The organism is Pseudomonas sp. GM79 (genome assembly GCF_000282495.1).
Lineage (GTDB): Bacteria > Pseudomonadota > Gammaproteobacteria > Pseudomonadales > Pseudomonadaceae > Aquipseudomonas.
Map to the genome: position 1 here is coordinate 42,620 of NZ_AKJE01000039.1, position 13,486 is coordinate 56,105.

12 protein-coding genes are annotated in these 13,486 nt (G+C 61.0%); 6 read left to right on the forward strand and 6 right to left on the reverse strand.

The window, feature by feature from the left end; genetic code table 11:
• A complete protein-coding gene (locus PMI36_RS17515; protein ID WP_008071175.1) occupies positions 1-321 on the reverse strand; it encodes a PepSY domain-containing protein in 321 nt (106 codons plus the stop codon).
• The gene (locus tag PMI36_RS17510) at positions 321-629 is read right to left on the reverse strand and encodes a PepSY domain-containing protein (protein ID WP_008071177.1); all 309 of its coding nucleotides are present in this window, start codon (positions 627-629) and stop codon (positions 321-323) included. The genes PMI36_RS17515 and PMI36_RS17510 overlap by 1 nt, the downstream gene beginning before the upstream one ends.
• A 163-nt stretch (positions 630-792) precedes the next feature.
• On the opposite strand from PMI36_RS17510, the gene PMI36_RS17505 reads away from it, so the two are divergent.
• From PMI36_RS17505 to codA, 5 genes are all read left to right on the forward strand, one after another.
• Positions 793-1,872, forward strand: coding sequence for a patatin-like phospholipase family protein (locus tag PMI36_RS17505; protein ID WP_008071179.1), 1,080 nt, complete (start codon positions 793-795; stop codon positions 1,870-1,872).
• Positions 1,873-2,127: 255 nt separating this feature from the next.
• Complete coding sequence (queD, locus tag PMI36_RS17500; protein ID WP_003173033.1) at positions 2,128-2,484, forward strand: 6-carboxytetrahydropterin synthase QueD; 357 nt, start codon at positions 2,128-2,130, stop codon at positions 2,482-2,484.
• A gap of 216 nt (positions 2,485-2,700) precedes the next feature.
• Positions 2,701-3,531 carry an alpha/beta fold hydrolase gene (locus PMI36_RS17495; protein WP_008071182.1) on the forward strand — a complete coding sequence of 277 codons (831 nt, stop codon included), beginning with the start codon at positions 2,701-2,703 and terminating at the stop codon, positions 3,529-3,531.
• A gap of 251 nt (positions 3,532-3,782) precedes the next feature.
• Positions 3,783-5,054 (forward strand): cytosine permease, encoded by a 1,272-nt coding sequence (codB, locus tag PMI36_RS17490; protein WP_008071184.1) that lies wholly within the window; start codon positions 3,783-3,785, stop codon positions 5,052-5,054.
• Between the two features lie 13 nt (positions 5,055-5,067).
• The gene (gene codA, locus PMI36_RS17485) at positions 5,068-6,312 is read left to right on the forward strand and encodes a cytosine deaminase (protein ID WP_008071186.1); all 1,245 of its coding nucleotides are present in this window, start codon (positions 5,068-5,070) and stop codon (positions 6,310-6,312) included.
• A gap of 112 nt (positions 6,313-6,424) precedes the next feature.
• Here codA and PMI36_RS17480 read toward each other — a convergent pair whose 3' ends face one another.
• Positions 6,425-7,414 (reverse strand): diaminopimelate epimerase, encoded by a 990-nt coding sequence (locus PMI36_RS17480; protein WP_008071188.1) that lies wholly within the window; start codon positions 7,412-7,414, stop codon positions 6,425-6,427.
• A 169-nt stretch (positions 7,415-7,583) separates the two neighbouring features.
• Between PMI36_RS17480 and PMI36_RS17475 the strand changes: the two genes are divergently transcribed.
• The gene (locus PMI36_RS17475; protein ID WP_008011521.1) at positions 7,584-8,735 is read left to right on the forward strand and encodes an MFS transporter; all 1,152 of its coding nucleotides are present in this window, start codon (positions 7,584-7,586) and stop codon (positions 8,733-8,735) included.
• A 517-nt stretch (positions 8,736-9,252) separates the two neighbouring features.
• Here the strand turns inward: PMI36_RS17475 and PMI36_RS17470 are convergent.
• The 3 genes from PMI36_RS17470 to PMI36_RS17460 all read right to left on the reverse strand — a co-directional run bounded on the left by PMI36_RS17470 (position 9,253) and on the right by PMI36_RS17460 (position 13,421).
• Positions 9,253-11,676: a TonB-dependent siderophore receptor gene (locus PMI36_RS17470; RefSeq protein ID WP_032830333.1), complete on the reverse strand. Its 2,424-nt coding sequence runs from the start codon at positions 11,674-11,676 to the stop codon at positions 9,253-9,255.
• Between the two features lie 97 nt (positions 11,677-11,773).
• A complete protein-coding gene (locus PMI36_RS17465) occupies positions 11,774-12,748 on the reverse strand; it encodes a FecR family protein (RefSeq protein ID WP_008071192.1) in 975 nt (324 codons plus the stop codon).
• A gap of 172 nt (positions 12,749-12,920) precedes the next feature.
• Positions 12,921-13,421, reverse strand: a complete 501-nt coding sequence (locus tag PMI36_RS17460) for a sigma-70 family RNA polymerase sigma factor (RefSeq protein WP_007907700.1) — start codon at positions 13,419-13,421, stop codon at positions 12,921-12,923.
• Positions 13,422-13,486: the final 65 nt, after the last annotated feature.

Below are 13,486 nucleotides of genomic sequence, written 5' to 3' on the forward strand. Positions count from 1 at the left end.
TCAGTCTTCCTTGTCTTTAAGTAAATGGCCGGTGGTGGCGTTGAGGTCTAGCTCGCGCACCATACCTTCGGCGGTCAGCAGCTCGACCTCGTAAATGTAGACGTCGTGCTTCTCCTCAAGCTCGGCTTCCAGCAACTTGGCCCCGGGATAGAGGTCCAGCGCTTGCTGCAAGAGCTGCTCCAGCGGCAGGATCACACCTTGTTGGCGCAGGCGCAGGGCCTCGTCCTGATCCAGGTCGCGGGCCATGACCACCGAGCAAAATGCCAGGAGCGCCAGCGCCATCCGACTGCTGGCGCGTCGATTTAAACAAAACACCTTCATTACGTATCCTGATGATCCTTGAGAACCTGCCCGCTGACAGCGTCCAATTCCAGGTCCCACTCAAGGCCCTGCGGGTCGCGCAGTTCCACCTGGTAGATGTACTTGCCGTACTCTTCTTCAAGCTCGGTTTCGCTGATTTTGGCGCCGGGGTGTTTGGCCAATGCCGTGGCGTTGAGCTTCTCGAAGGACACAATGGTACCAGCGTCGCGCAGTCTCAGGGCTTCGTCGGGGCCCAGGTCGCGCGCGTGGGCGATACTGGCGGTCAGGCTGATAAGGGATGCGGTGAATATGGCAGTCAGGATTTTCATGGGGTGTCTCCGTATTTTTTTATGTGTTGCTACAAGAGCTACCTTAGTGATTCGAACTTAACTGAAACTGAATTGCCATCATTGGGGCTGGCACCACGATATCGCAGCCATACACCAAGCCCGCTCCCACATAATCCCACGCCTGCTAAACATCGAGCCCGGTATGACCGCGATCCACATCAAGTTCCCTTCCCTGACTATCAAGGCCGGCCCGCGTGCCTTGGCGCGCATCCGTGCAAATGGCTTGAGCGCCGCCGATGTGGGCACGCTGCCGGGCGCCGCCGGTGGCCCGAAAGCGTTGGGAATTCAGGGGCTGGATCTGGCGCTGTTCGGCGAATGGCTGCCGGCGGCGCCCCGGGAGCGTTCGCTGATCGGCGCCTCGGTGGGTTCCTGGCGGTTCGCCAGCGCCTGCCTGCCGGATGCCGCCGAAGGCATCCGCCGCCTCGGTCATCTGTATACCGAGCAGAATTTCGCCAAGGGCGTGACCATGGCGCAGATCAGCCAGAGTTCCCGGCGCATGCTCGATGACTTGCTCGACGGCCGCGATGCCTCGATTCTGGACAACGCCCACTACCGACTGAACATCATGGTGGTCAAAAGTCACGGCCTGCTGGCGGACGATCATCGCGGTCGGCTGGGGCTGGGCCTGTCATCGGTGATCGCCGACAACCTGCGCGGGCGCGCGCGGCTGTCGCGGCATTTCGAACGGCTGATCATCCACGACCCGCGCCTGGCGCCACCCGTCAACGCGCTGAATGACTTCCCGTCGCGCTTCGTTGCGCTGGATGCCGGCAACCTGCGCCAGGCCCTGCTCGCCTCGGGTTCGATCCCGATGGTCATGCAAGGCGTGCGCGACCTCCCGGGTGCCGGCGCCGGGACGTTTCGCGATGGCGGACTGCTGGACTATCACCTCGACTTGCCCTACAGCGGCAATGACATTGTGCTGTATCCGCACTTCACTGATCGAGTGATCCCCGGCTGGTTCGACAAGACCCTGCCGTGGCGTCGTGCCTGTCCTGCGCGCTTGCAGGATGTTCTGTTGCTGGCGCCGTCAAAGGAATATCTGTCGCGCCTGCCCTACGGCAAACTGCCGGACCGTAACGACTTCAAGCGCTTCATGGGCGACGCCCCAAGCCGGCAGAAATACTGGCGCGCGACAATGGATGAAAGCCGCAGGCTAGGTGACGAGTTTCTCGAACTGACCGCCAACGGTCGCCTCGGCGAGCGCTTGCTGACCCTCTAGTGCCCTGTCTCGCCAATACTGTTCCTTTTTGACGGTGGCTGTTGTCGCCATGCTGCGTTGCCGCTCCTCGCCATAGCGGGCTATGACTCGTCGCGGCGCCTTGCCTGACGACAACAGCCACTCGCCAAAAGAGGAACGTATTGGTGAGACAGGACACTGGTCAGTGTTTTCCCGCATCGCCAAACACAAGCTGGTAAACTCGCCACCTGCCCATATCGCCGCGGCGATCGCCACCTGACAGAGCTGAACATCACTGTGGAAATCTTCAAAGAGTTTACCTTCGAGTCTGCCCACCGCCTGCCCCACGTGCCGGACGGCCACAAGTGCGGTCGCCTGCACGGTCACTCGTTCAAAGTGGCGATTCACCTGAGCGGCGATCTCGATCCGCACACGGGCTGGATCCGCGACTTCTCGGAAATCAAGGCGATCTTCAAGCCGCTCTACGAGCGTCTGGACCATAACTACCTGAACGACATTCCCGGCCTGGAAAACCCGACCAGCGAAGTGCTGGCCAAGTGGATCTGGAATGAATTGAAGCCCCTGCTGCCGGAACTCAGCGCGATTCGCATCCACGAGACCTGCACCAGCGGTTGCATCTATCGCGGTGAATAAACCGATCTAAAGACAACGAGAATCCCCTGTGGGAGCGGGCTTGCTCGCGAAGGCGGCGGCACAGTCAACATCAATGTCGCCTGACACGACGTCTTCGCGAGCAAGCCCGCTCCCACAGGTGGAACTGCGTTTCGTCAGTGAATAGAGAAACAGCCTTCAATGGCTGTTTTTTTATGCTTATGCTTCTTGGCTCGCACATGCCAAGAGGACGCTCCCATGGCTGACTGGCCGCTGGCTCAGACCTATCGCTTCAACGGGCATTCCGTGCGCTACGCCGTGCGTGGCGACGGTCCACCGTTGGTGTTCGTGCATGGCACACCCTTCTCTTCTTATGTGTGGCACCGGATTGCGCCGCACTTCATCACCACGCACCGGGTGCACTACTTCGATCTGCTGGGTTACGGGCAATCCACACAACCGGACGGCGATGTGTCGCTGGGCGTACAAAACCAACTGTTGGCGCAATTGCTGGAGCACTGGGGCCTGCAACGGCCAGACGTGGTGGCCCACGATTTCGGCGGCGCCACCGCGTTGCGCGCGCATCTGCTCAATGGCAAGGATTACCGCAGCCTGACGCTGATCGACCCGGTGGCGCTGTCGCCCTGGGGTTCGCCATTCGTGCAGCATGTGCGTCAGCATGAAGCCGCATTCAGCGGATTGCCCGATTACATTCAGCAGGCGATTGTACCGGCCTATATTCGCGGCGCGATCAAGCGCGAGATTCCCGATCAAGAGCTGGCGCCCTATGTGCGGCCATGGCTTGGGGAGCCTGGGCAAGCAGCGTTCTATCGGCAGATCGCGCAGATGGATGAACGTTATACCCGCGAGGTCGAAGGGCTGTATCCGACGGTTCGCTGCCCGGTGCAGATTCTTTGGGGAGAGGACGATCAGTGGATTCCCATCGAGCGCGGCCGGGCGCTGCAACAGATGATTGCCGGGTCGCAGTTTCATGCCATTGCGAATGCCGGGCATCTGGTTCAGGAGGATGCGCCGGAGGTGATTGTGGCGGCGCTGCTGCGGTTTTTGCCCCTGCACAATTCCCCCTGAAAAAACCGAATCCATTGTGGGAGCGGGCTTGCTCGCGAAAGCAGTGTGTCAGCCAGCATCATTGTTGAATGTCAGGCTGCTTTCGCGAGCAAGCCCGCTCCCACATGGGTGCTGTGTTTCTTCAGGTGCACCGCTTTCGTGCCTCTCTGCGGGCCAAATCCGCCTGCTCGTCTATAAATAACAACACCCTCGCGCCATTGGCACGAGCACTGCAACACCCCCCGCGTCCTCCATCCAGCAAGGAACGCCACATGACGCAGAACGATTCGGGCAACGATTACCCCCTCAGCGAAGTCCCGATGCATGCCCGCAAAGGACTTGCCTCCACCGCCATGGTGCTACTGGGTTTTACCTTCTTCACCGCGACCATGTTCGCCGGCGGCAAGCTCGGTGTGGCGTTCAGTTTCGGCGAGATGATGGCGGTGATTATCGTCGGCAATCTGCTGCTGGGGATCTACGCCGCGGGGCTGGGCTACATCGCCTTCAAAAGCGGCCTGAACTCGGTGCTGATGGGACGTTTCTGCTTTGGTGAAGTGGGCAGCAAACTCAGCGACCTGATCCTCGGCTTCACCCAGATCGGCTGGTACGCCTGGGGCACCGCGACGGCGGCAGTGGTGCTGGGAAAATATTTCGAACTGAGCGAGGGCACGGTTCTCGGGTTGATGGTGCTGTTCGGCCTGGGCTTCTGTGCCACGGCCTACATCGGCTATCGCGGGTTGGAGATTCTGTCGTACATCGCCGTGCCGGCCATGATGTTGCTGCTGATGCTGTCGATGTGGGTTGCGACGGTGAAGGTCGGCGGGCTCGAGGGCTTGCTCGCTGTGGTTCCGACAGGAACGCTGGATTGGTCGACCGCGATTACCCTGGTGTTCGGCACATTCGTCAGCGGTGCGACGCAGGCCACCAACTGGACACGCTTCTCCCGTTCGGCGCGGGTGGCGGTGCTGGCGAGCCTGATCGGCTTCTTCGTCGGCAACGGTCTGATGGTGTTGATCGGTGCCTACGGCGCCATCGTCTATCAGCAACCGGACGTGGTCGAAGTGCTGCTGTTGCAAGGCTTCGCCATGGCCGCGATGGCGATGTTGCTGCTCAACATCTGGAGTACTCAGGACAACACCATCTACAACTTCGCCGTCGCTGGCTGCAACCTGCTGCGCACCGACCGCCGCAAAACCGTGACCCTGGCCGGCGCGGTGATCGGCACGTTGCTGGCCCTGCTGGGCATGTACGACATGCTGGTGCCTTACCTGATTCTGCTGGGCACGGTTATTCCGCCGATTGGCGGGGTGATCATGGCGGACTTTTTCTTCCGCTATCGGGGTCACTATCCCCGCCTGGCGGATACGCAATTGCCCGCGTTCAACTGGTCTGGCCTGACTGCCTATGCGGTCGGCACGGTCGCCGCCTTCAACTCGCCATGGGTCGCGCCGCTGGTAGGGATTACCGCTGCCGCGCTAACGTATGTGTTATTGACCGGCGTACTGGGTGCCCGTACCGCCGACGCGCCACTCCAAGATCTATAAGAAGGATTGCCTGATGCACATCATCAACGCCCGCCTGCGTAACCAAGAAGGCCTGCATGAGTTGCACCTGGAAAACGGCCTGATTCACAGCATCGCCCGGCAAACCGAAGCCCCATCACTGGGGCCTGACGACCTGGACGCCGGCGGTAATCTGGTGGTGCCGCCCTTCGTCGAGCCGCACATTCACCTCGACGCCACCCTGACCGCCGGCGAGCCGCGCTGGAATATGAGCGGCACGCTGTTCGAAGGCATCGAGTGCTGGGGCGAGCGCAAGGCGACCATCACCCACGAAGACACCAAGACCCGCGCCAAGAAGACCATCCAGACCCTCGCCGCCCACGGCATCCAGCATGTGCGCACCCACGTCGACGTCACTGACCCGGAGCTGACGGCGCTCAAGGCGATGCTTGAAGTCCGCGAGGAAAGCCGTCATCTGATCGACCTGCAAATCGTCGCGTTCCCTCAGGAAGGCATTGAGTCGTACCGCAACGGCCGGGAGCTGATGGAAGAAGCGATCCACCTGGGCGCCGATGTGGTCGGGGGCATTCCGCATTTCGAGTACACCCGTGATCAGGGCGTCAGTTCGGTGAAGTTCCTCATGGACCTGGCCGAGCGCACCGGTTGCCTGGTGGACGTGCATTGCGACGAAACCGACGACCCGCACTCACGTTTCCTTGAAGTGCTGGCCGAAGAAGCCCGCAGCCGCGACATGGGTTCGCGCGTCACCGCCAGCCACACCACGGCCATGGGCTCCTACGATAACGCCTACTGCGCCAAGCTCTTTCGGCTGCTCGGGCATTCGGGTATCAGCTTTGTCTCCTGCCCCACCGAAAGCATTCACCTGCAAGGACGCTTCGACAGCTTCCCGAAACGCCGCGGCGTGACCCGAGTGAATGAGTTGCTCGAGGCGGGGATGAATGTGTGCTTCGGCCAGGACTCGATCGTCGACCCGTGGTATCCGTTGGGTAACGGCAACATTTTGCGGGTGCTCGAGGCTGGTTTGCACATCTGCCACATGCTCGGTTATCGCAATCTGCAGAGCGCGCTGGATCTGGTGACCGATAACAGTGCCAAGGCCATGAACCTGGGTGATCGCTATGGGCTGGAACAGGGACGGCCGGCGAATCTGCTGATTCTGTCGGCGGACAGCGATTATGAGGTGATTCGCAGCCAGGGTTTGCCGCTGTATTCGGTTCGCGAGGGTAAGGTGTTGATGAAGCGGCAGATGCCGGTGGTTGAATTCAGTGGTCTGAGCTGAAACATCGTTGAATGTGATGGCCCCTTCGCGAGCAAGCCCGCTCCCACAGTAGTTTTGCGTCGAGCACAAATCCACTGTGGGAGCGGGCTTGCTCGCGAAGGCGATCTTGAATTCAACCCATCAACCGCGCCGTACCAAACAATCTGACCCGACTCAATTCACCATCCAATTCCTCCAGCAAAATCGGCGCCGTGCCGCCAGGCATGACCACCTTCACTGCCCCGGCCGCCACCCAACCCACGCGCCACGCCGCACACGCCACCGCACTGGCGCTGGTGCCCGACGAGGCGGTCGGCCCTTCGCCGCGCTCGAACACCCGCGCAACGATTCGGCCCTCGGATTCAAGCATCGCCCATTGCAGGTTCACACCCGCCGGACACGGCTGCCCAGCCCCGGTCGGCATGGCATAGGCAATACGCATCAAGCCTTGCGCCAATGGCGGCTCACGCATCTGCTCATTGCTCGGCAACGCGTCGGCATTCGCCAGCAGCGTCACGCAATGCGGATTGCCGATGCGCACAAACTGGCTCCGGTTCCAGGCAGGATCAAGCGCTGACAACGACTGCACATGGCTGACTTCACGATCATTCAGCGTCACGCGTTCAACCTCGCGCGCACCCACCGCTTGCGGCCCGAACGAAGGTTTGCCCAAATCCAGCCAGAACCCTTGCACACCATCGATTTCAGCGGGTTTCACTGAAGTCTCCACCGGCGAAACCGCGTCGCTCTTGTCGTGATGAACCCGCAGCTGACAGGCCTCTTCCGCCATCAGCCCTTGTTCACTCAGGGCCTGGGAAACAATCGTCAGGCCATTGCCACTTCGCTCGGCCAGGGTGCCGTCGGTGTTGACGATCAGCAGGTCAAACGGCGGTGACGATTGAAACGGTCCCACCAGCAGACCATCGCAACGATGCGCCTTGCTGCCGGGTGGTTGTGTACCCGGGGCCCAAGCGCAGAACGCCTCGATGGCCGACATTGCCCAGGCCTCACGGGTCTGCGCGGCATCGCTGGCCAGCGCAGGCAATTCGATTCCGTTACCGCGCAGGGTGTCAGGCGTCACCACCGCATAGATATTGCCCCGAGCATCGTACATCCGCGTCATGGCGCCCCCCTCTATGAACAATTGATGTGTCGACGATATCGCGAAACAGCGGCTGGCTGTGCAAGGATGTCACCCTGCCTGACTGCTCCTCCGCCCGGACGTGATGATCGAACCCTTTGTGGTTGTTCACTGTCCCTTGGGGACGCGACGTTTTTTGCCAAGGATCGATATGACCAACCTCAACACCCAAGCGACCTTCGTCCCCGGGCGTCTGGAACAGATGTCCACCCGCATCGCCTTTTTCATCGCAGGCTTCGGCATCGCGGCCTGGGCGCCGCTGGTGCCTTACGCCAAGGCGCGGGCCGGGCTGGATGAAGGGACCCTTGGGCTGTTGCTGCTATGCCTGGGGGTGGGCTCGATTCTGGCGATGCCGATGGCCGGGATTCTGGCGACGCGCTTCGGCTGCCGTCGGGTGTTGAGCGGCGGCACCTTGTTGATCTGTGCGGCACTGCCGCTGTTGGCGACGGTGTCTACGATTCCGGCGTTGATCGCGGCGTTGTTCATGTTCGGCGCGGGCCTGGGCACGGTGGATTCGACGGTGAACCTGCAAGCGGTGATCGTCGAGCGGGCCAGCGGCAAGACCATGATGTCGGGGTTTCATGGGCTGTTCAGCCTCGGCGGGATCGTCGGCGCGGCGGGTGTCAGCGCGTTGCTCGGCTTGGGTTTTTCGCCGCTGGGGGCGATGTTGGTGGTGATCGTGATTCTAGTGCTGGCATTGCTTAAAGCCGCGCCGCACCTGCTGCCTTACGGCAGTGAAAGCTCCGGCCCGGCATTCGCCGTGCCCCATGGCATCGTGCTGTTTATCGGCGGGATGTGCTTCATCGTGTTCCTGGCCGAAGGCGCGGCGCTCGACTGGAGCGCGGTGTTCCTGGCGCAGGAGCGCGGGATCGACACGGCGTATGCCGGGCTGGGTTATGCGGCGTTTGCGCTGACCATGACCGTCGGGCGCTTGACCGGCGACAGGATTGTTCGGCGTCTTGGTTATACGCGGGTGATTGTATTCGGTGGGCTGACGGCCGCGGCGGGCCTGGCACTGGCGACTTTCGCACCGGCGTGGGAGGCGGCGCTGGTGGGTTATGCGTTACTGGGGGCTGGCTGCTCGAACATTGTGCCGGTGCTGTACACCGCCGTCGGCAAACAGACCGTCATGCCGGAAAGCATCGCCGTGCCGGCCATTACCACGTTGGGCTATGCAGGGATTCTCGCCGGGCCTGCGGTGATCGGCTTTATCGCCCATGGCAGCAGTTTGAGCTTTGCCTTTGGGTTGATGGCAGTGTTGCTGGTGGCCGTGGCGATTGGCGGGAAGGTGTTGAAGGTTTAAAAGCTTCGCGGGCAAGCCTCGCTCCTACAATAGATCTGCAGTGAACACAGCATTTGTTTACGACACAGACCAAATGTGGGAGCGGGCTTGCTCGCGAAAGCGTTGTGCCAGGCGACGACTTTATCGGCTGGACGTCAGTCTTCGCGGGCAAGCCCGCTCCCACAAGGATCTTCAGTGAACACAGCATTTGTGTACGACACAGACCAAATGTGGGAGCGGGCTTGCTCGCGAAAGCGTTGTGTCAGGCGACGACTTTATCGGCTGGACGTCAGTCTTCGCGGGCAAGCCTCGCTCCTACAATAGGTCTTCAGTGAACACAGATTTTGTGCACGACGCAGACCAAATGTGGGAGCGGGCTTGCTCGCGAAAGCGTTGTGCCAGGCGACGGCTTTATCGGCTGGATGTCCGTCTTCGCGGGCAAGCCCGCTCCCACAAGGATCTGCAGTGAACACAGCATTTGTGTACGCCAAAAGTCCTGTGGGAGCGGGCTTGCCCGCGATGAAGTTAACTCGGTCGATCAGAACCCGACGCTGGCCTGCACAAAGAACGTACGTGGCGCGCCGACGTACATCCCCGAGTTGTTGTCGCTGGAGCGGGTGAAGTACTGCTTGTCGAAGATGTTTTTCACCCCGGCGCCAACTTTCAGGTTCGACAGTTGCGAACCGAAGTCATACCCCCCACGCACGTTCCAGGTGACGTAACCCGGGATGTCGCCGTACTGGCCGTCCGCGCTGCCTTCGGTGATGTAGTTGCCACTGAAGCTGCCATCAGCGTTCACCGCGGTGCCCGGCGAGCGCTGTTTGGACTGGGCAAAGGCATCGAGGTTGTAGGTCCAGCGGTTGATGTCATAACGCAGCCCGGCGGTGGCCACCTGACGCGAGTAGAACGGTAGGTCGCGGCCCTTGAAGCCTGGAATCTCGCCTTCATAAACGGCACGGGTGTAGGTGAAACCGGCGTTGGCGGTCAGGCCGTCGAGCCGTGGGTCCAGCGCCGCCATGTCATAGTGCACCGAGGCTTCAAGGCCCTGGTGCGTGGTGGCGCCGAGGTTGGTCCAGCCCACATCGTTGCTGATGTATTGCAACTCTTTATCGAAGTCGATGTAGAACAGCGTCACTTCCCCGCCCCACACGTCATCGTTGTAGCGCGTACCGATCTCATAGGTCTTGGCCTTTTCCGGGTTCAGGCCGTTGGCGGTGTTGTCACCCGAACCACCCTGACCGAGCTGGAAATATTGCAGGCTGCCAAACGAGGTTTCGTAATTGGCGAACAGCTTCCAGGCCTCGGACATGTGATACATCACGCTCAGGGCCGGCAGCGGTTCGTTGCTGTCGATGCTGCGGCGCTTTTCCTGCACAGGTTTGCCAGCGGTGTCGAGAACCGGCCGGTCGTGCCATTCGGTGCTGATGCTTTCAAAACGGATGCCGGGGGTCACGGTCCAGTTGCCGACGTCGATCTTGTCATCGATGTACACGGCATGGGCTTCGGTGCCGCCGGTACGATCCTGGAACACATGGCCATCGGAAGTTTTGGTAACCACCGGCTGATTGTTCACCAGCGCCAGGCGGCTCGCCTCTTCATGCATGCCCTCTTTCAGGTAGCGATAACCGACGCTGGCTTCCTGAGTGGTCGGGCCCAGATCGAATACATGGGACACCCGCGGTTCGATGCCGAAGGTGTAGTAAGTGCGCGGATAAGAGCTGAGGGTTTTCTGGTCGCGAGCGGCAATGGTGCTGCCACGGAAGCTGTCGGAATAGTAGGTCAGCACTTCGGCCTGGGTGCGGTCGTCGATCTGCCGAATCCACTTGAAGGACACGTCCTTGCGGCGGCCGCTGAAGTTGTCATGGTCACGATCGGACTGGAACGGATCGGCGTCGTACTGCTTCTGCGTCAGGCCACCGGGCATGTCGGCGCTGGCGTCGTAGTAATGGAAATTGAGGCTGAAATCGTCCTGATCGGTGGGTGCCCAATGGGTCTTGAGGATCACGTCGTCGATGTCATTGCTGTTGTTGCTTTTGCGATAACCGTCGCCGTTCACCCCGGAATACAACAGCGCCACGCCCATGCCGTTATCGGCGGTGCCGCCGAGAAACGCGGTGTCGATGTGTTTCCAGCCACCGCGCTGGGTGGTTTCCAGGGTGGTGCCGATTTCGCCGGTGGCTTTCTCCGGGATCGCACGGGTAACGAAGTTGATCACGCCACCGACGTTCTGCGGCCCATAACGCACGGAACCGGCGCCACGCACCACGTCGATGCTGTCGAGGTTTCCGGAGGAAATCGGTGCCATGGACAGCTGCGGCTGGCCATAAGGGGCGAAGGCAGCCGGCACGCCGTCGATCAGCACGGTAGAGCGTGGCGACAGGCGTGAGGTCAGGCCACGCACACCAACGTTCAGGGAAATGTCGCTGCCGCCGGTGCCGTTGGCGTCCTGCACTTGCACGCCGGGTACACGACGCAACACATCACCAACGTTCATCGCGCCCTGCTCGACCATGGCTTCACGACGGATCACCGTGCGCGCGCCGGGATGGTTTTGCACCACGGCGGCGTCGGCATCACCGAGCCAGTCGCCAACCACTTTGATGTCGGTCACGCCCAGCTCCAGCGGGCCGTTGGCGGCGGAAGTCGGAGCTGGCATCAGGGTCACCGAGCCTTCATCGATCCGGTATTCCAGACCGCTGCCTTGCAGCAATTGGCGCAAAGCTTGTTCCGGCGAGAGATTACCGTCGACTGCCGGAGCCTGTTTGCCGGCTACCAGTTCCGGGCTGAAAAAAACCTGCAGCGAGGTTTGCTGGCCCAGCTGACTCAAGGCCTGGCCCAGCGGCTGCGCCTGAATATGAATGGTATCCGCAGCGAACGCCTGGGGCAGCGCCGAGCTGACTGCCAGGGCGAGAGCGAGGGGCAGCCAGGATGATTTGTTATTTTTAGCGGTGGTTTTCTTCACGTCGAACATTGTCCTGTGGATCGCAAGAGTGTGCGGCTGTTAATGCAAACCAGTTGCAGTTGGACAAGTAGACGAAGAACTCGAAAAAAACCTGAATCTATCGGGCAATTATTTCCTGACTGCCGTCATCGAGGGTGCGAATGGCCACCGGCAGAATGCTCGGCAAGGCCTTGAGCAGTGCGTCGGTGTTGTCGGATTTGAACACACTGGTCAGGCGCAAATTGCCCACTTTGGCGCTGCCGACCGTCAGCGGTTTTTGCCGATAGCGCGACACCTCTTCGGCCACTTCGCTGAGGCTGGCATTGTTGAACACCAGTTTGCCGCTGCGCCATGCGGTCAGTTCTGCAGGGTTGACCGTATAGGCGGCGGCCACCTTCCCCAGAGCATCGACGCGAGTACCGAGGCCGGCGGTGAGGCTGATGAAATCAGCGCCGTTACCTTGAACCTTGACCGTGCCCTGCTCTACGACGACGCGGGTTCCGATGCTGTCGCGACGCACGTCGAAACGGGTGCCGGTGACAGTCACTTTACCGCTGCCCGCCTCGACCACGAACGGTCGGCTGCTGTCGTGCTCGACGCTGAACATCGCCTCGCCTTGCGTCAACTCGATGCCGCGACGATCCTTTTCATAGCGCACCTGCACCCGGCTGCGGCCGTTCAGGTCGATCACCGAACCGTCCGGCAATGCCACATGACGACGCTCGCCAAGGGCTGTGGAATATTCAGCCGTGTAGGTCGCCGGATGGTTCAAGCCACTGAACAATCCCAGGCCAAGCGCCACCGCCAATACACTGGCGGCCACTGCGTAACGCACCCGTGGATAACGTGTGCGGCGTGCCGGCGGGGTCTCGCACAAGGCGTGCAAGCGCTTGGCCGGCAACAGATCGGCCGCCGCCCACAGGCTCTGGAGCATTTGATATTCGTCGCGATGCTGCGGGTGTTCGTCCCGCCAGACCTCGAAATCCCGCTGCTCTTCGGCGTTGACGGCAGGGTCCTGCAAACGCACAAACCACCGCGCCGCTTCATCGCGAACCGTTGTTTGCCCGCACGCACAATCACGAGTATCCATCATGGAAAGTCCTGTTTGGCCGGGGATGAAAAGGCGCACCGCATCTGCCTTTCGTAGGAGCTGCCGCAGGCTGCGATCTTTTGACAGTCTTGAAACCGCTGGAGATCAAGATCAAAAGATCGCAGCCTGCGGCAGCTCCTACAGAAGCCGGGGATCTTTTCGGGGCGGTGGCGAATCATGGTTGTAAGCCGTCCAGACGATCACGCAGGTGCCGCAGGGTGCGGATCATATACTTTTCCACCATGTTCTTGGACAGCCCCAGGCGTTCGGCGATTTCGGCCTGGGTCAGGCCTTCGATCTTCTGCCAGACGAACACCTTGCGGCAGTTGACCGGCAGCTCGGTGAGCGCTCGTTCGATGGAATCGGCCAACTGGATCGCGTGCATGAAATGCTCCGGGTCGCCGGACGACGACACACTGTGATCAATCGCCTCCGACTCCATGGCGCCCCGCCGATCCTCACGCCGATACCCGTCCACCGCAATGTTGCGTGCGGTCTGGTGCAAATACGCCCGAGGTTGTTGCACCGCCGCCGAATCGGACTCAAGCACCCGCACGAAGGTGTCGTGGGCCAGGTCCTCGGCCTGCTGACGATTTCTCAGGCGACGGGTCCAGGTGCCGATCAACTCTTCGTAATGCTCGAAAAAGCCGTGTCTGCGGGGCAGCTTGGGGGTCATTGCGGTGTGCTGTGGAGAGGAGGCGTGAATAGTAATGCTTCCTATTAAGCAGAAGCAATGCATTC